Raw genomic sequence first — 23,691 nt, forward strand, 5'->3', positions numbered from 1 at the left:
GCTTTATGAATCTGGTTCATAAAATTGAACACTGGGGCGACACTCATCACCCTAAAGTTTTGGATATTGTGCGTATTGTTCTTGGCGTATTTTTATTAGTGAAAGGCATAACTTTTATGGAAAATACATCATACCTGCGAGGTATTATTACCGATCAGGATGTTATTAACGTATCGCCAGATATGCTGATGATCCTGGTATACTATGTATCATTTGCCCACATGGTTGGTGGTATACTCATAGCCATGGGTATATTAACCCGTTTGGGCTGCATTATTCAGATCCCTATATTGGTGGGCGCAGTATTTTTAACAGGGATTTTCCAGGAACCTATCAATACCATGTTATGGCCATCAATTACAGCTCTGGCTCTGCTTATACTATTTACCATTTTAGGCTCCGGTCCATGGTCATTGGATAAAGTACTGTCGTTTAAGGGATAATGGAGAGATAAGAAATCAAGAGCCAGGAAAGGAATTTCTTTTAACTAACACCAAAACTGTAAAACTCCCAATTTGGGACTTAAAACTTCGAACTCAAAACTTCCGACTTCCAATTAATATCCTTTAACGGCTTCATCTACATAACACCATAGCCAGCGCTCACCTGGTTCGGCAGATATAACTACGGGATGGCCTGTAGCGTGGAAATGCTTAGTCATATGCGTATTGGGTGAACTATCGCAGCAAAGCGTAACGCCGCAGGTTTGGCAGGTACGCAGGTGCAGCCATGAACCGTGATGTTTTATGCATTCCTCACAAACGTAGCCTTTGGGCTCGGTTATGCTTTCAACAGCTTCGATGTGGGCACAGGTTTCTTCCATAGGTGTATGTAGTGATTAATAATTTAAACTTCGGCAAGATATTTATGTACGAAACTTATAGCCATTGAGCCTTCGCCTACGGCAGATGCCACGCGGTTCATAGCCCCGGCACGCACATCGCCGGCTGCAAATATACCCGGGCAACTGGTTTCTAACAGGAACGGATCACGTTTAAGCTTCCAAACTTTGTTAAAGTTCTCGTAACTGCGCAACTCCCGGCCGGTTTCAATAAAGTCTTTATTATTTTTAATGATGTCCAGCTTTATCCAGTCGGTATACGGCTTGGCACCAATAAATATATATAATGCGTTAGCAGTTTTAACTTCGCTTTCCTTGGTTTTGCAGTTTTGTATCGTAAGCTTTTCAAGGCAGTTAGTGCCTTCGGCCTCAATTACCTCGGTATTTGGCATAACCTTTATATTGGGCGTATCGGCAATCTGGTTGATCAGGTAGGCAGACATGGTTGCCGTCAAATCATCCCTGCGGATAATAATATGCACGTTTTTTGCAAATTTGGAAAGGTACATAGCTGCCTGTCCGGCCGAGTTACCTCCGCCAATTACAAACACCTCTTTACCTGTACATGCCGAAGCTTCGGTAGTAGCCGCGCCATAGTAAATGCCGGCTCCGGTAAAGTTATCAACGCCTTTAACTTCCAGTTTACGGTAATCAACACCGGTAGTAATTACTACTGTACGGCTGATGATCTCGGGCCCGTCATCCAAAATAATGGTTTTGTAGCCATCTTTTTGTTTGATATCGCTTACAGATTGGGGTGATAAAAATTCGGCGCCTAAACGCATAGCCTGACTTATGGCGCGACGGGTAAGATCGGCGCCGCTTAAACCTGCCGGGAAACCCAGATAATTTTCAATACGGGAGCTGGTACCGGCCTGTCCGCCCGGTGCTTTACGCTCAATCAATAAAGTTTTTAAGCCTTCTGATGAACCATATACGGCAGCAGCCAACCCTGCAGGGCCGGCACCAATGATCACCACGTCATAAACATCAGTGAGCTGGGTTGGATTTTTACCCATTTTATCGGCAATGTCCCTGATGGTTGGTTTTGTTAAACAACTGCCATCCTCAAATATCACCATCGGCAAATCATCGGTTGTGCGGTTATTGATGGTAAGCAAACTGGCCGAATCGATATTTTTTTCAATATCAAACCAACGGTAAGGGATCAGGTTACCGGCTAAAAAATCTTTTATAACGTGCGATTGAGGCGAAAACTGGTAGCCAACGAGCTTCATACCCACAAATTCGGGTATGTAGTGGCTATGCCAGTCATCGAGCAAGTCATTTATTACAGGATAAAGTTTTTCCTCTGGCGGGTTCCAGGGCTTCATCAGGTAATAATCAAGCTGTACATCGTTAATGGCTTTAATGGCGGCATCAGTATCGGAGTAGGCGGTAAGCAGTACCCGTTTAGCCTCGGGGAATACTTTTTTTGCCTTCTCCAAAAATTTAACGCCTTCCATTTCGGGCATGCGCTGGTCGCACAAAAATAAGGCGACCACCTCCGAACTGTTTTTCAGTTCGATAAGGGTATCATATGCCTCATTTGCCGATGTTGTGCTTAGTATTTTATATTCTTTGCCATACTGCGACTTTAAATCGCGGCTTATTGACCGCAGTACCTGCGGATCATCATCTATGGAAAATATTATCGGACGGCTCATAGGGTAAATATGCAGGCAAATTAACTAATATTTTTGGTAAAATCAGTTTTTTGCTAACCATTTATCGGGAAGCAAACTATAAACTCGGTATGCCCGGGTCTTGATTTTACCTTTATTGAACCGCGGTGCTGCTTCACAATACGCTGCACCACTTCAAGGCCCATACCAGTGCCTTTGCCCATTTCTTTTGTGGTAAAGAACGGATCGTAGATCTGGCTGATATTATCTTCGGGTATACCGGGCCCATCATCAATGATTCTTACTTCAACAAAGTCGTTATCTTTTTTTGTGCGGATGGTAAGTGTGCCTCTCTCATTTATTTCCATGGCATCAAGGGCATTATCAACCAGGTTGGTCCAAACCTGGTTAAGTTCGCCGATAAGCGCTTTCACTTCGGGCAGGGTTTCATCAAACTCTTCAATTACGGTAATATTTTCCTTCCTGATCTTGTAACCCAACATGGTAATCGTGTTACGGATCCCTACGTGGATATCGGCATACTGCTTATCCTGCGCGCGATCCATATGGGTAAATGTTTTAACGGAACTTACCAATTCGGCAATACGTCGTGCAGACTCCTGGATATCTTCAATCATCTTTTCGCCCATAAGCTTGGCACTAAGCCAGCCCATAATGATTGGTACCGCATGTTCTGGAATGTGCGATTTTAGTGCCTCCAGATTTTCGGTAGTAAAGCTAAAGTCAACAAAGCTTTCGGCTATATCATAGGCATCCTCAACACCGTTATCTTCCAGCCATTCTGATATTTCGTCTTCAAGTTGGGTGCGCTGTTTTAGTGTAAGGCGGGTATAGCATTCCTTTTTATTCAGGATCCTGAAAAGTTCGTCTGTCAAACCATCAACCTGCTCATCACTCGCCCTTATGGCAAACATATTTTTTAGGTGGGCAGGCACCATACGCAGGTGTTTTCTTAATGACAGCGAGTCGCGCACAATGGCCGATGCCGGGTTATTAAGCTCATGCGCTAAACCGGCAGATAGCTTACCTAAAGCCATCATTTTATCATTTTGCTGCTGCATGGCCGTAAAATCGCGTACGCGGGTAGTCATGATATGTACCAGCGCCTGCGTAAGCTCAAAATGGTTCCGAATCATCTCCATGATTTCGGCTGTAGGGTAACTCAACACCGTCAGTTCGCCAACAGCCTGGGCATAGCCTTTGGCTATGAGACCGCGGGAATAGGGCATATAACCCGTGATACTTCCTTTTTCAACCATGGTATAGTCGCGACGCGAACCCTGCTGCATCATAAAGAAGCGCATGTTGCCTTCTATTATAAAATGTGGGCCTGTAAGATCCTGCCCCGGCTCCATTAGGTATTCACCATCTTCAAATGTTAAGATCTCACTTTTATCAATCAGCCATTGCAGCTGATCGTCGGGTATATTGGCCAAAGCTTCAAAAGCTTTTAAGTCTGATACGCTTACCTGTAGTTCACTTACCTTTTGCATAATTTAAAAGTAGGGAATATTATTTAATGATGTAAAAATGAGGCAAAAAATTGCAATTAGGTGAACCTGTGCAGGATGGATTTTGTTTGTCTGTACCAGGATTTTGTCTGAACCGGGATTTAGGGGATTATTGGATTCCCTGGATTCGTGTCCTCATGAAACGCTTTGTTAATATGGAAAGTTGATGGCTTTGAAGGCGATCGTGGAGACACGATCGCAGGGGCAGAATATCGAATGGCTCGGTTAATCTTCAGGCAGCATTCAAAAATCCAGTAATCAGGAAAATCCTATAAATCCGGGTTCAATTCCATTTGCTCAAAAATACCCCGAAGGCTTCTTTATACTGATCCCCAACGGTAATGTTCACTTTACCTATCTGTAAAGCGTTGCGGGTAATGGAGTTGATTTTATTGAGCGATACAATGAATGAACGATGTACACGCATAAAACGTTTGGATGGCAGTTTTTCTTCCAAAGCTTTTAAACTGGTGAGGGAAAGCAATGGTTTTTCCTTATCCTGAAGATAGATTTTTACATAATCTTTCAAACCTTCAATGTACAAGATGTCATTAAGAGCGATCCTTACTAACTGGTATTCTATCTTTAAAAACAAGTACTCTTCCTCTTCGGGTTCAGCGGCAATTACGGTTGCAGGGCTGTTCGAGCGGTTCACCAGTTCAAAATAATTCAGGGCTTTGTTTGAAGCATGCAAAAATTCTTCATAGTTAAAGGGTTTGAGCAGGTAATCGAGAGCATCAACCCGGTAGCCTTCAATAGCAAACTGGTTGTAGGCGGTGGTAAAAATAATGCGGGGTTTAGTTGCTCCGCGGCTGTCAAGCACCCGGGCCAGCTCCATGCCATTAAGGTTAGGCATTTGGATGTCCAAAAAAATAAGATCAACCTTTTGATCCTGCAAGCCGACAAGCGCCTCTACGGCACTGCTATAACGGCCAATCAGTTTCAGGAAGGGGGTTTGCTCGATAAAAGCACAAACCAGGCCCAGCGCAAGCGGCTCATCATCAATCGCTATGCAGTTAATTATCATGACAGGTTAAGGGTTAAGTGAACAGTATAGATATTGGCGGTTACATCCTCAGTAATATCCAGTTTATATTTTCCTGCATAGAGCAAATCAAGCCGGCGAATGGTATTGGTTAAACCGATACCTTTATTTTCGCCAATGTTTAGGTTATGATCTTTATAGATGCCATTCTCTACCTTTAACTCCAGCTGGTTATCATGCTGATCGATATTGATGTGGATAGCACTCGGCTCTGTAGCGCTGATGCCGTGTTTAAAGGCGTTTTCTACAAAAGGTAAAAAAATCATTGGGGCAACGGTTACATCATTGGTATGCGCCGGCGGAGTAAAAATAACGGTTACTTTTTCGGTAAGGCGCAACTCCATAAGACTGATGTAATCTTTGATAAAAGCTATTTCCTGGCTTAATAATGCAGTGCCATGTTGTGTATCATATAACACATATCGCATCATGCGCGAAAGCTGGTGCAGCGCCTTGCGCGATGTTTCGGCGTTAACATGGGTAAGCGCATAAATGTTATTAAGCGTATTGAAAAAGAAATGCGGGTTAATCTGGGCTTTCAGAAAAGATAATTCAGAACTGATCTTGTCCTGCTCCAGGGCCTGGCGCAGGCGGATATCCATCTGCCATTTTTGGATAGCCGTAATACTGGTGCTGATCCCTAAAACCAACGCCACTATAACGGTACCAAAAATATCCCAGCCGCCGCGGTCTTTTGGTTTTGGCGGGCGGTGCTGCCGGTGAAAAACCGCCTCCATGTGCTCATGCATATGCAGCGCTTTATCGGCCCAATTGTTAAGTAATAGAAAAACTATTACTACACCTACAACGGCTATAAAGTACATGCCGGTGCGGTCATGCAACAAAAATCGCGGAACAAGTAATTTGCTGTTAAAGTAATAGGCAGCAACCAGTATAAAAAAAGTAACCGCCTGTTTGATCCAAAACTGGTACGGAAATTCAACATTCCAGGTAAGCGGCTGGTAAAAGAACAACAGCAGTCCAAACACCACCCATATTAAGATATGAATGAGGACGGTAATGGTATTGCTTTTTGATTTAAGGCTCATTTAGGGGATTTACGCTACGGTGCACGGCAAATAAATTTACAGATATAATTCAGCAATATTACAAATCAATAAGACTATAAGACAATTATAATCGCCCGGGAGGCAAAAATCACCGATGAACGCTTTGATCTGATCTTTAAAGACTTCTATCAACCTTTCGTAGGATAACAGTCAGTGTTTATAGGCAAAAAGCTGTATCCCGTCTATACATAAACAACGCCCGTCTATTCCCTTTTTTTCACTAAAAATAATGCTATTGTTTTGGGGCTGTTAATCAGCATAAAATGAAAATCCTATACTCCTTGGCAGTAATTATTGCCTTAGCGTTTATCAAACCGTTTAACGCAAAAGCCGACCCTGGCCGTACGGTTAAAGGTGTCGTAAAAGACTCTACCGGTTACGTGGTTGCGGGTACGAGCGTAAAAATGCTTACCGGTACCGACAGCACTACCGTTATTACGGGTGCCGATGGTACCTTTACATTTAACAATGTGACAGTAAGCCAGTTTAGTTTAGTTTTTAGCTCGATAGGTTATGAACCACTCAGGCGCAGGTTTGTGTTGGCTAATGATAATAAGCCGGCTAATTTGCCGCCGGTTATCCTGAAAATAGAAACTACGATGTTAAAAACCGTAGTTATTGCGGATGTGAACCCGGTAAAGCTTAAGGAAGATACCATTGAATTTAACGCCGATGCTTACAAAGTACGCGATAATGCCCCTGTTGAAGATGTGATTAAAAAACTGCCTGGTATGGATGTTGATAAAGATGGCAATATTACCGCCCAGGGCAAAAGTGTAACCAAGGTGCGTGTTAATGGAAAGGATTTTTTTGGAGGCGACGTTAAAACAGCTACAAAAAACCTGCCTGCCGATATCGTACAAAATATCCAGATCATAGATGATTATGGCGATCAGGCAAATCTTACCGGTGTAAAAATCGGCGAACCGGATAAGGTACTGAACATAACTATTAAGCAAAATAAAAACTATGGTTACTTTGGGCAGGCCAGCATAGGTGGCGGGCGGGATGCTATTCCCGGTGTCTCAAGCGATAAGGAGAGCAACAGGCATGTGGCTTCGGCCAATGTGTTTAGCTTTAATGGCAACAGACAGCTGGCTTTTTTGGGTAACCTTAACAACACCAATACCAATCTGTTTAGTTTTGGAGGTGGTGGTCCAAGAGGTGGCGGACCGGGTGGCCCTCCGGGATCAAACAGCAGCTCATCAAACGGGATCACTACAGCACGTTCGTTCGGGTTCAATTATCGCGATAGCTGGGGCAAAAAAATTACCGCTTATGGCAGTTACAGTTTTGCCGATAATTCGGTGAACACCATCAGCAGCACTATTCAAAATAATCTTTCGTCAACCAATCCCAGTACCAATACGCAAACCAATAACCAGCAAGACGAAAAGCTGAACCACCGGATTAATTTCAACATTGAGTATAAACCCGATACCGTAAACTATATAAAGATTACCCCAACATATGCTTACGCCAGCACCAATACTACATCCGACGCAACCAGTTTACTGCTCAGAAATTCGGAAACGGTATCAAATTATAGCCTCGCAAACCTCAGTAAATCAACCGAGCCCAATTATGGTGTTAATGTGTTGCTTAACCACAGGTTTAACAGTCACGGGCGCAACTTCAGTGTAAATGTTGGGGCAGGCAGCTATACCATTAACAAATATCAAAACCCGGTTTACACTTATATTGACGGGGCCCGCAACGCACCTTTAAACCAGTTCATCAATACTGATAGCCGTACCGATAGTGTGGGGACTACGGTATCATACATGGAACCTATCAGCAAAAAAGGATACCTGGAGCTTAACTACGCTTACCATTACTCCTACACCACTGCCGACAGGGCCACCGATACCCTGGCCGATGATGGAAATATCAACCGATACGATTTGTTAAGCAATAACTATAATTCGACCTTTGTTACCAACAGGTTCGGGCTTAACTATCGTTTTATCGACAAAAAATACAATTATACCCTGGGCCTGGTAGCGCAACCTACGCTATTAAAAGGATCGTCGATAGTTGATGGCACACCATTTACTACTAATAACAATACGTTTAATTGGGCGCCTACTGCAAGGTTCATTTATAACTTTTCGCGCAGTCAGTCACTTAGTTTAAACTATAATGGCAGCAGCAACCAGCCTACTTATACCGAGTTGCAGCCGGTTACCGATTTTAGTAACGCATCATACCCGGTACAAGGTAACCCCGATCTGAAACCGGAGTTCAACAACACGCTGTCGTTAAAATACAATAAATTCAATTTTGAAAGCGGGAACGTGTTTTTCAGTAACCTGTCGTTCATTAAAACAGATAATAAGATAGTAGCCAACACCATTACCTACCCCAGAAATTATGCACCAAACAGTAAACTTGCGGGAAGTATCTTAACCCAATATTTAAATGCCGATGGCTATTATTCGGCCCAGGGGTTTTACGTGTTCGCCAAGCCATGGCAAAAAAGAAAATATAATTTATTCATGATCGGTAACATTTCGTACAATAACAACGTCTCATATATTAGTAACGTTGACTCTGCTACCTATAACATGACAACCGAAAAGAATATAGCCAAAAATTTGGTATTATCTCAAGGCGCGCGCTTTAGGGTAAGCATTACCGACGTTATTGATGCCGAAGCAAGCACTACTTACAGCGTTAACACCTCAAGCAATTCTATCAAACAGGCAAATGTTAACAGTAACTTCCAAACGCTTAATCTTGGCCTTAATGGCAAAAGCTATTTTAAAGACTGGACCCTGAGCTATGATTATTCAAAAATGATCTACTATGGTTATACGGGCGCTACCAATCCTAATATATTGAATACCTATGTTGAGCGTCGCTTTTTGAAAGGCAATGCCGGTACGTTACGCTTTTCGGTGATGGATGTGTTTAATGAAAATACCGGGTATACTACCACTCAGAACGGCAGCTATATCACTCAAACCAACAGTAATCGTTTGGGGCGTTACTACTTGTTAACCTTTACGCTTAAGCTACAGAAATTTGCCGGCAAAAGGCCAACCATGGAGCGTGGCGGACCGGGTGCTCCACCTCCGGGCGGCGGCCCCGGCGGACCGCCGCCATTTTAAAGAACAGCAAAGGTTCATAAAATATTAAAAACCTTCCCATCCCTGAGAACGATGGTGAGTTCAGATCAAAAAGCATGATGATCTGAGATTTAGTTGATGTTATCATCAGATAACTGCAGGGCGTTCCGGGGTGAGATACGGGACGCCCCTTTTTTATTAATTATACGTTAATGCACTTATTTAGGTTTCGATTTTTGGCTTAAACCAATTTATTATTCAATCAATCTGAATATCAACGCAGTAGTATGAGATATTATTCTCATTTTTTTTATTATTTAATTAAACTACACAAACCAAAGATTAAACTTTTATGTGTTAATTTACCTGGACCGTTTTTGCGGGGGTACTTCGTAGCCCGAATATTTGTTAATTTAGCCCTTTATAAAAAATAAGCTTTTTTTACAGTTTTTAATTACATTTAACCCATTATTTGTAAATAAAACTGAATGAAGCCGCTTTTACTTAAAGTTTCTGCCGATCCTGCGCATTCCTTTAGCGTAAGGCATGATGTATCACCGGATATCAATAACCGCTGGCACTGCCATCCCGAATTGGAGCTGATTTATTTCATCAAAGGTGGCGGAACGCAATTTATAGGCGATAGTATTAAGCAGTTTGAAGACGGCGATATGGTGTTGGTTGGATCAAACCTGCCTCATTACTGGCGCTTTGACGACATGTACTTTAATAATGGCAACGAACAGGTGCCGGTTGATACCATCGTGGTACATTTTTGCGAAAACTTTTGGGGCGATCAGTTTCTTCAGCTTCCAGAAAACAAGCTAATAAAAGTATTGCTTGAACGTTCAAAACGTGGCTTGCAAATAACAGGTGAAATAAAAAAGCAGGTGGCCTCTATTTTAGCCACTATGCTTAATACTGATGGTGCCGAAAGGATCATCATGCTGCTCAAAGCATTGAATACCATAGCGGGCAGTTCACCGCTTAATTATCTAACTTCTATAGGTTTTAAGTACGATCATAATGAATCGGAAAGCGACAGGCTCAATAATATTTATGAATACTCGGTACGTAACTTCCGCAAAAAGATTTACCTGGAAGAAATTGCCGATATAGCCGGTGTGAGCGCGAACTCGTTTTGCCGGTACTTTAAATCAAAAACCCGCAAAACCTACTCACAGTTTGTGATCGAAATAAAGGTAGGCTATGCCTGCAAACTCCTCATTGAAAATAAGCTCAACATCAAGCAGCTTTGTTACGACAGCGGCTTCAATAATTTCTCCACTTTTCACAAGCATTTTAAACAGGTAACAGGTAAAAGCCCACTCATGTACCAAAAGGAGTTTACGAAGAAAACATAATTTTTTGCTATCCCCGAGTGGTTTTAATTGTATTGAAAATAACTCGGGATGGGCTGACCTTTAGAAAAAAGGCAGTTCATGACAGGGCAGCAGCCCCTTCAATATCCTTTTCCATAAGGCTGAAAATAATTCTATTATCCTATCCTGGGAATAATTTTCTAAATTCACGGTGATATATCTCTCGTTTTGCGCACTTACTATTAAACGCACTGATCATGACACATGAGATAGTTTTTGATAAACCGGCCGCCCGAAGGGAAAAACTCATTACGAAGCTTTACCAAAGCGCTTTCCCAACAGTGGCTAAATATGTAAGCAAAATGGGCGGCTCTTTTGATGACGCGAAAGATATTTTTCAGGATGCCCTTGTTATTTATTATGAAAAGACGTTAAACGGTGATCTGTCACCGCATAACGGTGAAAAGGCTTACCTGCTGGGTATTGCCAAACATCTTTGGCTCAAAAAGTTTAAGGGTGACCGCCATAACCTGTCGCTTGATAATTGTACCAAAGGTTTTGATGTTACAGATGAAACTGAAGATCAGCCATCGGCAGTTAAACTAATGAGATACCTGGAAACGGCGGGTAAAAAATGCATGGAGTTGCTAAGCGCTTTTTATTATCATAAGCTGCCCATGAAGGATCTCGCGGATTTGTTTGGCTACGCGGGTGAGCGATCAGCTACTGTGCAGAAGTATAAATGCATTGAAAAGGTAAGGGAAACAGTTAAAGAACAATCACTGGCCTATGAGGACTTCATTGAATGAGATCAAGGAAATTGACGATCATGTGCTTGGGCAAACTGCGCCTGATGAGGCACTGCTGTTCGATGCCAAACTGATCATCAACCCTGGCCTTAAGTATAAGGTGATGCGGCATAAACAAACTCTGGCCCTTGTGCAGCAATATGGCCATAACAGCCTTAAGGCCGAAATTGAAACCGTACATCAAAAGCTATTCAGCCTGCCTGAGCATGTGGGTTTCAGGCAAAAGATCATGCGTTTGTTCAATAAACGCTAAACATTAAATTTTATGAATATCAATCAAAATGAGTTCCGCAAATATGCGGTAAGGCATCGCCGTGTCCAAAGTTTACATATTGACAGGTTTATTGCGCAGGTAAATAACAGCCAAATAAGGATGGGCATGACGCCCTATATTATGGAAGAGCGGCAGCTCAATATCTCGCAAATGGATGTTTTTTCGAGACTGATGATGGACAGGATCATTTTTCTGGGCACTGCGATAGATGAGCAGGTGGCTAACATCATCCAGGCGCAATTGCTTTTCCTGCAATCGGCCGATGCCAAAAAGGATATCCAGATCTATATCAATTCACCGGGCGGTTCGGTGTATGCCGGACTGGGGATTTATGATACCATGCAGTTTATATCGCCCGATGTGGCTACTATCTGTACCGGTATGGCTGCCTCAATGGCTTCGACATTACTTTGCGCCGGCGCCAACGGCAAACGGGCCGCGTTGCCGCACTCACGGGTGATGCTGCACCAGCCATCAGGCGGAGCGCAGGGGCAGGAATCGGACATTGAAATTGCTGCCCGGCAGATCTCTAAAATGAAACGAGAACTGTATGAGATCACAGCCAAACACAGCGGGCAAAGCTACGACAGGGTTTATGAAGTATCTGACAGGGACTACTGGATGATAGCTAAAGAAGCGAAAGCTTTTGGTATGATAGACGAGGTTTTGGGAGCGAAGGAGGATTGATTAGCATATTGAAGACTTACGAAGTTTAATTGCTTCGTAAGTCTGGCTATTTAGATCACTTATTTAACGCATCTACCTTATCAAAAAACTCATTTTGCAATTTGATGGTACTGGTATCGGCCTTAATCGCTTTAAGCGCTTGTATAAAACTGGCTATTTCATGCTCTGCTATAAATTTGCCAAATTCAGGTGTAGCTTTAGCCCCTTCACCTGCATAGTGGTTAGGATAAGCGGCATACCACCATATAGGTGTATAAATATTAGCCAGGTTTAAACGGCGCTGATTATCGCCTGATTGTGATGCTGCCCGGTCCATCTTCATCAGATCTGGGCGATAGTAAAGCATCGACGCGGTTTCACTTTCGCCGGCATGCTGATCACCTTCAATAGCTGATTTATGCATTTTGCGGTATTGATCTGTGTATTCCTTATCTGCACTGTGCGGGTTATAAAAATATACTGCATAGCTGTGACGTTTGTTGAGCAGAGATTGCATAAAGAACTGGATAAACTCGGGATTGCCGCCATGGCCGTTCAGTATTACTATTTTATCAAACCCGTTTCGCGCAATTTCATCGCAGGTAGCTTCCAGTAAATCCCAGATCACTTTGCTTGGCAGCGCAAACGTTCCGGGCTGATGGCGGGCCTCATTGATCTGCCCATAAAAATAATCAGGAAATACAACTGCATATTCCGACTTAACAGCGTGGGCAGCCCACTCACGCACATGGATCAGATCGGTGCCTAAAGGGGAGTGAGGGCCGTGTTTTTCCAGGATCCCAATGGGCAGGATGCAGGTTTTCGACGATTTTTCGAGTGCAGCAGGAAAATCTGAGGCAACAAGCTCGTCCCAGCGCGCAGGTATTTGCTGGGCAAAGGAATAAGCAGGAAGCAGCAGCGCTACAAACAGTAATAAGTAAGTTTTCATAAATTATAGGTTTAATAACAGGTTATAGCAAACTGTATTTGAACTGAAATTTACGAACTTAAAATGTTGTTTTTCAATAGGTAATTTAAAAATTACAATGAAGAGGTTAATGGACATTGGGCAATGAGTAGCAGAAAATAGCCCCTTTTTCCTTGTCGTTTTCAACCCAGATCCGGCCATTCATTTTTTCGGTAAAATCTTTGCAGATCATGAGCGCTACGCCCGCGCCTTTTTCCTTTTCGTTACTGTACTGCATGTTGGCTTTGAAATTAAAGAGCAACTTTAGCTTATCGGGCGAAATACCTTTTCCTTCGTCCTGTACATAAACAGTTACATCGTTGTCATCGCTTGATGCACCTATAGTAATAGTTGAATTATCTGGCGAAAACTTAATGGCGTTATGTATAAAATTGCGGTGGATAAACTGTACCAACTCTTTGTCGGCATGAATAACAATGGCCGGGTCCACTTTGATTACGAACCTAAGCCCGCGGTCTTTACCCATTAAGTAAAATGGTTGTATTGCCTCATCTATAAGGTCCTTTAAAGGCAGGGGAACAGCTTTGTAATTAAAGCCCGACAATTGCTGTTTGATCCATTGCAATATGTTTTCAAAAATCTCCAGCGAAATATTTGAAGAATGCTCCATGGTATCTACCAATTCCATCAATTCTTCCCGTGTAAAAGTATCGGCGTCTTTAAGTACCGTTGCCAGTGTTTTGAGTGCACCTATTGGCTGCCTGAAATCATGCGCAAGAATAGATACCAGCCGGTTGTTGAATTCATGATCTATTTGCAGCTTTTCGTTTCGTAGCTGTACGGTGTGATTAAGTTCTTCCAATGTTTGGCCATGCTTTTTCTTCAGGTTGTACAGTCGGTAAGTAAATATTACGGTAATGGCGGTTATCACAAATAAAACACCAAGTACAATCGCAAGCACCTGCCTGTTTTGGCTCCGGATGGTTATAGCTTCCAGTTCCTGGTCTTTCAGGGCATAATCAATATAATCAAAACCTGTTGTATTAGTGTACTTCTCCTCGTCGTCATATAGTTTCAGCAATTTTGAACTGTAGCGCTGTACTTCGGGCAGATTATTTTGAGCAATATAAATATCATATAATTTTTTCCCGAAGACTTTTTCATAATAGTGATAGCCGCTTTTTTCGGCGATAAAAAGTCCCTGTTTGTAGTATTCAATAGCTTTGGGAACATTATTTTCGAAGTACAAGTCGCCAAGGTTCATGACTATATCAAGGCTCAGGTAATAAAGCTCCATGGCCAAACCATTATCTACTGCTTTTTGTAAAAGCGCCACACCTTGTTCACGCTTGTTGCTTTGAAGGTATAGCAATCCCTGTACCTGGTCTGCTTCAACGAGCATACGTTTATCTTTATATCTTGTGCCAATTTCGCGTGCTTTATTAAGGTAAACTTCAACCGAATCTTTGGGGATTTGCTCGGGGTATAGGAGCAGGTAATTGCACAGCACCAACGCCACGATCGAGTCGCGCTGCAGGGTTTTACCAATGTTTAATGCCCGCTTAAAAAAGTTTATCGCTTTTTTATCTTCCTTGTTCTCGTTAAACACAAGGCCAATGTTCATTAACCCCTGTACAACGTTTGAGGTATCATTTAATTCTTTGTAAAGGTTATAAGCCTCGTTATAATAGCGCAGTGAAAGCTGTAGATTGCCTTTAAGATCATAAACAATGCCTATAACATTTAGTGCATCGGCCTTTCCAGCCTTATAGCCAAGCCGTTCAGCTATAGTTCTTGCCTTTTTAGCATAATTGAAAGCACTGTCGATATTTTGCTCATACATAAGCATCCCCAGCCTGTTAAGCGTATTCACATACTGTATGCTATCATGCGTTAAGGGCAAGTCTTTTTTTAGTTTATTAACCTCCCTGAATTGGCCGAAACATTCAGATACAGCAAGCAACAGTAATACTAAAAAGCTTACGTTTTTTTTCATTAATTAATATTTGCAAAACGGACTAACGGTTCATGATATAGCCTAAAGCTATTATACGGATAAAAAGTGGTATGGTTGAAGAATGTTAAATAAAATAGGCTCAGGTACAGTTAGTTTTGACTGTTATTCAAAAATATTAAACCTTCTGCAGGTAATATAGGCATAAAGGTGAAATAAAAAAACGATTCAGAAAAATGTTATAACGAATCGGGATTAGGAATAAAGTTCATAAATGCCTGGAACTTGGCATAATAGTTTTGCATATTTAACTGGTAATAATAAGCACCGCGTTTTGAGCCTGCTTTATCCTTATCGGCCAGTTTAATGAGTAAACCGGTTGCCAGCACTCTTTTACTAAAATTACGTTTATCAATAGTGGTATTAAACACGCTTTCGTAAAGAGTTTGCAATTGCGGGATAGTAAACTTGGTGGGCAAAAGCTCAAACAGGATAGGGTGCATAGCTGCTTTGTAGCGGATGCGTTTGCGGGCCTGCTCAACCATTTCCTGCTGGTCAAATATCAATTTAGGGGCGCGTTTAAGCTGAAACCATTCGGCATGGTAATCATCACTAATCTGGGCTTCATATTTATGGATGTCAACCAGTGCAAAGTATGCTACAGATACTGTACGCTCAATAGGGTCACGCTGGGGTTGCCCAAAAGTATATAATTGTTCAAGGTACACGCCCTCCAAACCGGTTAATTGCTTTAAAATGCGGTTGGCACTTTGATCAAGACTTTCATCTGGCTGAACAAAGCCACCCATCAGGCTCCAGTTTCCCTTTTCGGGTTGAAAGCCTCTTTTTATCAATAGGATCTTTAAAACTTCGCCATCAAAGCCAAAAATGATACAATCAACAGCTAATAATAACCTTGTTTGCTTGGAGTACTTGAGCATTTATAAACAGTAATAATTTTATGGTAAAAACAAATATAGAATAACATTCGATATAAGCTTGCAAATTTGCTATGTTATACCTGTTAAAAACGCATTAATTTACAATTGTTAGTCAAATGTGTAAATTAATTGTGCTTTTTACAATAATAATTGACACTTATTCATTATTTATTCGCCCCATGCCGATATTACCAGCATGCGGTTGCCGCCGTGGTTACGATGCTCGCACAAATAAATTCCCTCGCCGCTTCAAAATCGATAAAGCGAAAATCGATACGTCCGCTGCTCACAAAAAAGTTCCCGACAACCTCCCTCCTGCCGTTCCAAAGAACTTATTTTTAAAGTAGTTGGGATCTTGCGGCTCCAATTCGCTGTTATGATAATTACCTAATGTACCATAGCACCGTAAGCCGGGTTGAAATGATCAAATGCATGTGCGCGGCTAAAATTAAGCTGTCCACTAACCAACTCGTCTGAGTAATTAGGGCTTTCATCAACTACTAACGCCCCCGAAATATAATTTGTCGATTTGACAGCATCGGCAGATACCGGTTTAGGCAGATAAGCAATATCGCTATGGTGCATGGCCGGCGCATAAATATGATCACTGCATGCACATACTGGACAGGAGCAAAAGCAGGCTGAATTTAAGTTTCATCATAAAAGGTCCGGGGCAGGTTTATAAATAGGCACCAAGGGCATTTATATCATAACCTTATTTCGTTAGCTATATTAACAACAAGTCATCATCACTAAATATTAAAATGCGTTTGCCCAACTATTTATTATACCAGGCTACCAACAAAGTCATCCGTAAAATCATCGGCAAAATGAATTACGTTTTGCAATTCGGAAAACTCATCTATTTGATGGGTAGTAGTAAGTACAACAGCTTTCATACCTGCATTAGCGGCAGCTTCAGCACCTTTAGGTACATCCTCAAACACAATACAATCTGTGGGCAATGTATTCAGCAATTCGGCAGCTTTTAAAAATGTTTCTGGATGGGGTTTACTTAGTACTACGTCATCGGCACTTACTATTGCTTTAAAATAATGCCTGATGTTAAGGTTATCCAGTACAAAATCAATGTTAAAAGGAATAGCGGCTGAACCGATAGCCATAGGGATACCGTTTTGATAAGCTTTTTCCAAAAACTCATGCAAACCGGGCAATAGCGCCAGGTGGGGTAAAAACTCATTCTGGTAGCGCTGTTCTTTAAGGTACGAAAGCCTGTTCATTTCCTCGGTAGTAAAGCGATTGGGGCCAAACATACGTTCCAGTACTTCCTGATTTTTACCGTACATCTGTGGTTTTACTTCATCCCAGGTAAAGCTGCCGCCAAGGTCGGTATTTAAAAGATATTGCCATGCTTTGGTATGATAAGGCATGTCATTGATCATAGTGCCGTTAAGGTCGAATATAAAGGCCTTCATGTATTAATTTTCAATTTATGAAATAAAACCGATCCCAGTTTTTTGGCAAACTTAAACCTTTAAAAAACTAAAAGTTGAATTATGCCACATATTCTTTAAACACATGAGCGATTAGTTTTTAACAGCCGTACGATTAACCAGTTAAATTGTAATAAAATCATTGCCATTATGTCTTTTTATTCTGTAATTTATACAACTATTAGCTAAACTATTGCGTATGTGTTTAATAAGCTCATTATTATTATAGTGCGCGTAGGCTCCGTATTGGATATATAAAAAAACTACTAATCCTTATACAATATACAATGAATAACGAACCCCTGCGCCTGCGTGCCGTTAAGAGATTTAAGGATCTGGATAGTGACATCGCGGTTGATTTAAATGATATAGTAGGATTAGCAGCTCAGATCTGCGGCACTCCCGTCGCCCTGGTTACTTTGCTCGATACCGACATGCAGTGGTTTAAAGCCGCTACCGGCACCAATATCACCTGTACCCCACGTGATTTATCATTCTGCAATCACACTATTATCCAAAAACAGGTATTGGTTGTACCCGACCTGCTTAATGACGAACGCTTTAACACCAACCTTCTTGTTATTGAAGATCCACAGGCAAGGTTTTATGCAGGTGCCCCTTTGATTACTAAAGATGGCCATGCCCTTGGCAGCCTGTGTGTTATTGACTTTAAGCCCCATGAACTTAACCAGCAACAGATTAAATCATTAAAAACGCTGGCCAGGCAGGTTATAAACCTCATGGAACTTAATTCAAGTTTACATTCGCTTGAGCAGCAGCACCAGCAGTCGCAATCACAAAAAGCGTTTATCAGCGAATCGGAAATGAAGTTGAAAGCAATTTTCGACAGTTCAAAAGATACCCATATCCTGGTTGGCCGTAATCTTGAGGTTATGGCATTCAATAAATCTGCATCGGTTTTTATCAGAAGCCTATATAATAAAAAACTGGCCAATGGTGATAATATTATCGCTTACACAGAGCCGGCCCTGGTAAACTCATTTTCGAAATACTTTGCGATAGCATTAACCGGCCGTTCCGTTAAACGGGAGTGGGAACTGCTGTCGGGAACGCCAAATGCCTGCTGGAAAGAAACCTCATTTATCCCGGTAAAAAATAGTAGCGGTGAGGTAATTGGGGTAGCTATTAACTCAACAGATATTACTACACGCAAAAGACACGAGGAACAAATCAATATTCAAAAAGAGGCGCTTAACCGTATAGCTATCATACAATCGCACGAATTACGAAGGCCGGTAGCGTCACTGCTTGGCATATTAGACCTCATGCGGATGGAAAATATTGATTTCGGTTACTTTAATATAATAGAACATACCGTTAACGAACTGGATGAAAAGATACGGGGAATAGTAAAAGATTCGGAAGATACCATACAGGGAGGGCATTTGGCAATAGTAGCCTGACCATCAATTATCTAAAATCCAAATACCATCCCACAGATTTGGTTTACACCTAAATTACGCTTTGGCTATTGCTGATTACGGTAAATTATAACTACCTTGGCGGCATTAATAAATAAAAGAATGCAAAATCAAGGAACAGTAAAATTTTTTAATGAAACAAAAGGTTTCGGATTTATAGTACCAAGCAATGGTGGTCCGGATATTTTTGTTCATTCAACAGGCCTTATTGACGAAGTTCGTGAAAACGACACCGTTGAATACGAAGTTGAAAACGGCCGTAAAGGTCTTAACGCGGTAAATGTAAAAGTTATATAATTATAATATAATCATTAAGCCTACCAGGCACTCAATTTTTGAGTGCCTTTTTTTTGCTTTATTTTTTTGTTAACCTGCTGCGTACATCGGCTTAATATTTGAATGTTACTTTCAAATAAAAACTGGCATTGTTGTTGTTTATTCTAATAATATCATAAATCGACTACACATAAAACAAAGAAAAGAACATGAAAGATCAAGCAAAAATTATAGCAGCACTATTGGTAGGTGCAGCGGCGGGCGCGGCTTTGGGTTTATTGTTAGCTCCTGAAAAAGGAACTGAATTAAGAGGAGATATTGCAGACTATATAAATGATTTGGTTGATACAGCCAAAACGAAAGCGCAAACAACAGCCGGAGAAATCAAAGATTACAGCAACAATGTAATTGATAAAGCAAAAACCAAATTTAGCGGAACCGTTAGCGACCTTTGGGATGCTAAAGATAAAGCTGTTGACACAGTACAATCAAAAGCCGATGAAATTGCAGGCAAAGCCAGCGACGCCGCCGAAAGCGCAAAAGATAAAGCTAAAGCAACTGCTAATGACTGGAACAATTCTGTACAAAACGCATAATATTTAGTACTATCATAAAATAATAAAACCCTGCCAGTTGGCAGGGTTTTATTATTTATAAGCGTTTTTTTTATTATTTATTCCATGTATTGTTGCTGTCATCAGCATCCATAAATATACCGCCATCTAAAGTAGCTGATTTAATGGTTTTGGCGGTTTTGATATCTACCGAAATTTGCTTTTGATTTTTTTCCCAAACCACAGGGGTTTGATGAATGCTTTCGGCCGAACCATCAGCATAAGTAATTTTTACATCAAACGGAATTACAAAACCGCCCACGTTTTTAATTGCTACTGTATAACCACCGGCTGTTTTGGTTACACCTTTTACCGACAGATCGATATAGTAATTAGTAAAGAACCAGTTATTGAAAAACCAATCAAGGTTTTTACCTGTAATATTACTCATAGAGTTAAAATAATCCCATGGTATTGGGTGTTTGCCATGCCAGCGGTCCATATATCCATGCAGGGCTTTTTTGAATAGTTGATCGCCCAGCATGTCTTTCAGAGCTAAATAACTTAATGATGGCTTACCGTATGAGTTATTACCGTACCCACCCCTCAATTCGCTCGATGGTGTAATGACCGGCTGATCTTCGGCGGTTGAAGCATCATGGATCCATCTGTCAACACGGAAATTTTTATACAATGCTTCAGCTTTTTCTTTGCCAACTTCTGATGTTCCAATCAACAGTTCAAAAGTGGTTGCCCAGCCCTCGTCCATAAATGCATAACGGCTTTCGTTAATACCCATATAAAAAGGGAAATAAGTATGCGCTATTTCATGATCCTGCACAAACTGCGAAAAGCGCACATCGTTGGTATGGCTATCGTTAACCATCATAGGGTATTCCATATCTGCAAAGCCCTGGAACGACGTCATTTTAGGGAACGGGTAGGGTACCCCCGGCCAGTTATGTGATAACCAGCTTAATGAATTACGGCCGTTTTGTACCGCATGATGAAAATCTTCCGAGCTATCTAAAAAAGCAGCCTGCATACTGGCCCGGCGGTTTGTTGCATCATCAACCACAACGCTGGCTGCATCCCATACATAATGATCACTAATACCTACAGCCATATCGCTGATATCATTAGCGGTCCAGGTCCAGGTGTTCATCTCCTTTTGAGCCGTTACTTTATGGGCGGCAAGCTCAGCAGCCGATGCAATATTGATAGTTGAATCACTGGTGAATGAAGCCTTCAATCGTTTTGCATATTCAGGCTGAAGCACCTCTTCAGGGTTTTGCAGGGTACCGGTAGCCCAAACTACGTAGTTTTTAGGCGCGGTAACGTGCAGGGTATAGTCGTTAAAGTCGTTGTAAAATTCCTGGGCATCTAAAAAAGGTAGCCTGTCCCAGCCATTGTAATCGTCATAAACCGACACCCGCGGATAAAAATAAGCCAGGTAGCAGGTAGTTGAATCGATCATTCCTTCGCGGCCGCTTTCTTTCGAAATTTCAAAATGCCAGCCAATATCAAGCTTAACAGAATCATGAGGCATCAACGACTTACTTAAACCAACCATTTGATTTGTTGAACCTGATGCAACTTTTTTTGCTTCGCCATTAATTGAAAAGCTATCAAACTGAATGCCCGGTGTAAGATAGTCAGCCCCTGCATCGCCAAAACGGGCGGCACCCGGTTTATGAATGTTCAGGATGAGCTTCATGTTAAGCCTTTTTAAAGTATCCGGACTATTATTAACATAAGTGATCTGTTCTGTGCCTTTTACAGTACGATTTTGAGGCACAGCCGTAATACTGATATTATAACGGCCATAATTTTGCCAGTACTTTTTGCCGGGGCGGCCATCAGTCGAGCGCGTTTCGTTTTTAAATGCTTTTTGTATATCGCGTGGCATATACAAGGTTTGGGCCTTAACCTGTATAAATGCAATGCAGGCTAATGCAGATAAAATAATGGGTTTGGTCATACGTCTTAAATTTCGTTGCCAATTTAAATTAATTGGACTAAATAACGATATGCAAGAAACATTAATCGGAAAATTTAAAACAAAAAATCGTTGATAAATCGCTATATCAGAGCTTATTTTGTAACAAAGCTGTCACAAAGATTATTTATAAATAAATATTTTGCGGTATCGGATATATTTTTTTTTACTTTGTTACCAGTTATTTTAATAGGGGTATTAAATAACTAACATTTAAGCCATCTGCGCTATGCGGATGGCTTTCTTTTTTATAGATACTTAATCTGCAATTATATATTCTTTGCTAATAAGCGTAAACAGCTCATCGTTGTCAATTGATTCATCTTTACATTCGGTAAGTAATTGTTGAGCTTCAGTGTAATTAAGCTGTTGAGCCACCATTATTAACATATGGCACGATGTAATATTAATATGCTCAAGTAACTGCAGATACAACATAATATCCATATCCAGCAATACAGGTATAGTTTGCTCTTCGTCCAGGCAAAACTCATCCTTAACAATGGACTTTATAGGGTTACAGTTCTTATCCGATGGAATTTCATCAATCAGGGTATACACCTTATTCATCCGTTCTATCTGTTTTTTGATATCGTCCCAAAACTCCTGTATCGCTTGCTGCAATGCGGTAAAAGAAGCGAGGCCTTTCAGGTGCCCAAGATGTTTATCAAGATAACACTTACCAAAATAAATTCTGTTCAGGTTGTGGACAAAAACCTGTTTTAACAAATCGTTATCCAGTGTTTTAGGGGTATTGTTACTCATGGTATGAAGTTAAAAGTATATAGTTAGGGTTTATATATTTCTTAAAAGCTGTTTCACGCAATTGCTTATCAAACTTACCTTAAAAATAACTAAGTTTTATTAGCCGGACAGATGTGCCGGGATAAATTAACTTTGCATTGCAATAACATAATGCTATGAAATATAAATTAGGCGATTTTGTTCGGTTTGTTGATGAAAAAATGGAAGGTTTTGTAACGCGCATCATCGACGAACAGATGATAGGCGTTACCGGCGAAGACGATTTTGAGATTCCGGTACTGGCCAGTAAAGTAACTTACGTTCATGGTTACCAACCGGCAGGGGCGACAAAAAGCAACAATATAACGGCTGAAAAGCCCTTAACACCAGGTGAATTTGTAAAAAAAGGCGTTTATATAGGCGTGGTTACTGATACCAGGGCAAGTTCTGTCGTACATTTTCATTTAATCAATGAAACTTCGTTTCAGTTGCTGGCTACTTTAACCACAGATAAGCAACAGGTATTTAAAGGCGAATTTGCAGGGATCATCGCGCCAAAATCAACCGAAAATATCTACTCCGCCCAACTGGCCGATCTGCAGGTTTGGCCAAAGTTTATTTTCAGCGTTTTATTCAGTACCAAACAAAACGTTGAACCACCGGCACCGTTGGCTGTACATGAAAAGTTTAAGGCCAAGGATTTCTCAACCACTAAAAAGAACATTCCATTCCTTAACCAGGCCGGCTGGCTCATCAGGCTCGACGAGCCTGAACTGATTATTGATGCTCAAAAACTGAAGGAAAGCTTTTTTGAAAGCCCTACCGAAAAAGTAGTGATTGAAAAGCCGGTTAGCGAAGTTGACCTGCATATAGAAAAGCTGTGGGACGATTACCAGTTTTTAAGCAGCGCTGAGATTATGGAGATTCAACTGGCCCATTTTCACAAAGCGCTTGATGCAGCTATTGTTCATCAACTACCTGATATTACTTTTATACACGGTGGTGGCAATGGCACGCTGCGTAATGAGCTGCACAAACAATTGGGCAGGCATAAAAAAGTGCAAACCTTTATGGATGCCCGTAAAGAAAAATTTGGTTACGGCGCTACCAAGGTGTTGTTGAAGTAACAATTTACGAGAGTAAG

Annotated in this window: 22 protein-coding genes; 10 read left to right on the forward strand and 12 right to left on the reverse strand. The window is 41.3% G+C overall.

Annotation, left to right across the window (positions count from 1 at the left end):
- Nucleotides 1-5 precede the first annotated feature (5 nt).
- Nucleotides 6-443, forward strand: a complete 438-nt coding sequence (locus IEX80_RS19650; RefSeq protein WP_090533303.1) for a DoxX family protein — start codon at nucleotides 6-8, stop codon at nucleotides 441-443.
- A gap of 113 nt (nucleotides 444-556) precedes the next feature.
- Here IEX80_RS19650 and IEX80_RS19655 read toward each other — a convergent pair whose 3' ends face one another.
- The 5 genes from IEX80_RS19655 to IEX80_RS19675 form a co-directional block, all read right to left on the reverse strand.
- On the reverse strand, nucleotides 557-823 hold the full coding sequence (locus tag IEX80_RS19655; protein WP_090533305.1) for a UBP-type zinc finger domain-containing protein: 267 nt from the start codon (nucleotides 821-823) through the stop codon (nucleotides 557-559).
- A gap of 23 nt (nucleotides 824-846) precedes the next feature.
- A complete protein-coding gene (locus IEX80_RS19660; RefSeq protein ID WP_188833878.1) occupies nucleotides 847-2,508 on the reverse strand; it encodes a response regulator in 1,662 nt (553 codons plus the stop codon).
- A gap of 53 nt (nucleotides 2,509-2,561) precedes the next feature.
- On the reverse strand, nucleotides 2,562-3,980 hold the full coding sequence (locus tag IEX80_RS19665) for an ATP-binding protein (protein WP_090533309.1): 1,419 nt from the start codon (nucleotides 3,978-3,980) through the stop codon (nucleotides 2,562-2,564).
- Between the two features lie 301 nt (nucleotides 3,981-4,281).
- Complete coding sequence (locus tag IEX80_RS19670) at nucleotides 4,282-5,025, reverse strand: LytR/AlgR family response regulator transcription factor (protein ID WP_188833879.1); 744 nt, start codon at nucleotides 5,023-5,025, stop codon at nucleotides 4,282-4,284.
- Nucleotides 5,022-6,092 (reverse strand): sensor histidine kinase, encoded by a 1,071-nt coding sequence (locus tag IEX80_RS19675; protein ID WP_188833880.1) that lies wholly within the window; start codon nucleotides 6,090-6,092, stop codon nucleotides 5,022-5,024. Before IEX80_RS19675 ends, IEX80_RS19670 begins: the two co-directional genes overlap by 4 nt.
- A gap of 284 nt (nucleotides 6,093-6,376) precedes the next feature.
- On the opposite strand from IEX80_RS19675, the gene IEX80_RS19680 reads away from it, so the two are divergent.
- The 5 genes from IEX80_RS19680 (at nucleotide 6,377) to IEX80_RS19700 (ending at nucleotide 12,276) form a co-directional block, all read left to right on the forward strand.
- Nucleotides 6,377-9,226: a TonB-dependent receptor gene (locus tag IEX80_RS19680; protein WP_090533314.1), complete on the forward strand. Its 2,850-nt coding sequence runs from the start codon at nucleotides 6,377-6,379 to the stop codon at nucleotides 9,224-9,226.
- Between the two features lie 446 nt (nucleotides 9,227-9,672).
- On the forward strand, nucleotides 9,673-10,548 hold the full coding sequence (locus IEX80_RS19685) for an AraC family transcriptional regulator (protein WP_090533316.1): 876 nt from the start codon (nucleotides 9,673-9,675) through the stop codon (nucleotides 10,546-10,548).
- Nucleotides 10,549-10,763: 215 nt separating this feature from the next.
- Entirely contained in the window at nucleotides 10,764-11,315 is a 552-nt protein-coding gene (locus tag IEX80_RS19690) for an RNA polymerase sigma factor (RefSeq protein ID WP_090533318.1), read from the forward strand.
- Complete coding sequence (locus IEX80_RS19695; protein ID WP_188833881.1) at nucleotides 11,296-11,568, forward strand: hypothetical protein; 273 nt, start codon at nucleotides 11,296-11,298, stop codon at nucleotides 11,566-11,568. Before IEX80_RS19690 ends, IEX80_RS19695 begins: the two co-directional genes overlap by 20 nt.
- A gap of 12 nt (nucleotides 11,569-11,580) precedes the next feature.
- A complete protein-coding gene (locus IEX80_RS19700) occupies nucleotides 11,581-12,276 on the forward strand; it encodes an ATP-dependent Clp protease proteolytic subunit (protein ID WP_188833882.1) in 696 nt (231 codons plus the stop codon).
- Between the two features lie 55 nt (nucleotides 12,277-12,331).
- Here the strand turns inward: IEX80_RS19700 and IEX80_RS19705 are convergent, their stop codons facing one another.
- From IEX80_RS19705 to IEX80_RS19725, 5 genes are all read right to left on the reverse strand, one after another.
- Nucleotides 12,332-13,204 carry a creatininase family protein gene (locus IEX80_RS19705; RefSeq protein WP_188833883.1) on the reverse strand — a complete coding sequence of 291 codons (873 nt, stop codon included), beginning with the start codon at nucleotides 13,202-13,204 and terminating at the stop codon, nucleotides 12,332-12,334.
- Nucleotides 13,205-13,310: 106 nt separating this feature from the next.
- The gene (locus IEX80_RS19710) at nucleotides 13,311-15,179 is read right to left on the reverse strand and encodes a tetratricopeptide repeat-containing sensor histidine kinase (RefSeq protein WP_188833884.1); all 1,869 of its coding nucleotides are present in this window, start codon (nucleotides 15,177-15,179) and stop codon (nucleotides 13,311-13,313) included.
- A 197-nt stretch (nucleotides 15,180-15,376) separates the two neighbouring features.
- Nucleotides 15,377-16,078, reverse strand: coding sequence for an NUDIX hydrolase (locus IEX80_RS19715; RefSeq protein WP_090533328.1), 702 nt, complete (start codon nucleotides 16,076-16,078; stop codon nucleotides 15,377-15,379).
- A gap of 387 nt (nucleotides 16,079-16,465) precedes the next feature.
- The gene (locus IEX80_RS19720) at nucleotides 16,466-16,663 is read right to left on the reverse strand and encodes a hypothetical protein (protein ID WP_090533330.1); all 198 of its coding nucleotides are present in this window, start codon (nucleotides 16,661-16,663) and stop codon (nucleotides 16,466-16,468) included.
- Nucleotides 16,664-16,863: 200 nt separating this feature from the next.
- A complete protein-coding gene (locus tag IEX80_RS19725; protein WP_176628605.1) occupies nucleotides 16,864-17,514 on the reverse strand; it encodes an HAD family hydrolase in 651 nt (216 codons plus the stop codon).
- A 305-nt stretch (nucleotides 17,515-17,819) separates the two neighbouring features.
- On the opposite strand from IEX80_RS19725, the gene IEX80_RS19730 reads away from it, so the two are divergent.
- The 3 genes from IEX80_RS19730 to IEX80_RS19740 all read left to right on the forward strand — a co-directional run bounded on the left by IEX80_RS19730 (nucleotide 17,820) and on the right by IEX80_RS19740 (nucleotide 19,846).
- Nucleotides 17,820-18,956 carry a GAF domain-containing protein gene (locus IEX80_RS19730; protein ID WP_188833885.1) on the forward strand — a complete coding sequence of 379 codons (1,137 nt, stop codon included), beginning with the start codon at nucleotides 17,820-17,822 and terminating at the stop codon, nucleotides 18,954-18,956.
- 120 nt (nucleotides 18,957-19,076) lie between these two features.
- Nucleotides 19,077-19,271 (forward strand): cold-shock protein, encoded by a 195-nt coding sequence (locus IEX80_RS19735; protein WP_090533335.1) that lies wholly within the window; start codon nucleotides 19,077-19,079, stop codon nucleotides 19,269-19,271.
- Between the two features lie 188 nt (nucleotides 19,272-19,459).
- Complete coding sequence (locus tag IEX80_RS19740; RefSeq protein WP_090533337.1) at nucleotides 19,460-19,846, forward strand: YtxH domain-containing protein; 387 nt, start codon at nucleotides 19,460-19,462, stop codon at nucleotides 19,844-19,846.
- A 73-nt stretch (nucleotides 19,847-19,919) separates the two neighbouring features.
- Here IEX80_RS19740 and IEX80_RS19745 read toward each other — a convergent pair whose 3' ends face one another.
- The gene (locus IEX80_RS19745) at nucleotides 19,920-21,785 is read right to left on the reverse strand and encodes a M1 family metallopeptidase (RefSeq protein ID WP_188833886.1); all 1,866 of its coding nucleotides are present in this window, start codon (nucleotides 21,783-21,785) and stop codon (nucleotides 19,920-19,922) included.
- A 276-nt stretch (nucleotides 21,786-22,061) separates the two neighbouring features.
- Nucleotides 22,062-22,568 carry a DUF892 family protein gene (locus tag IEX80_RS19750; protein WP_176628602.1) on the reverse strand — a complete coding sequence of 169 codons (507 nt, stop codon included), beginning with the start codon at nucleotides 22,566-22,568 and terminating at the stop codon, nucleotides 22,062-22,064.
- Between the two features lie 155 nt (nucleotides 22,569-22,723).
- Between IEX80_RS19750 and IEX80_RS19755 the strand changes: the two genes are divergently transcribed.
- The gene (locus IEX80_RS19755; RefSeq protein ID WP_188833887.1) at nucleotides 22,724-23,674 is read left to right on the forward strand and encodes a Smr/MutS family protein; all 951 of its coding nucleotides are present in this window, start codon (nucleotides 22,724-22,726) and stop codon (nucleotides 23,672-23,674) included.
- Nucleotides 23,675-23,691: the final 17 nt, after the last annotated feature.

The organism is Mucilaginibacter rubeus (assembly GCF_014643835.1).
Taxonomy (GTDB): domain Bacteria; phylum Bacteroidota; class Bacteroidia; order Sphingobacteriales; family Sphingobacteriaceae; genus Mucilaginibacter; species Mucilaginibacter rubeus.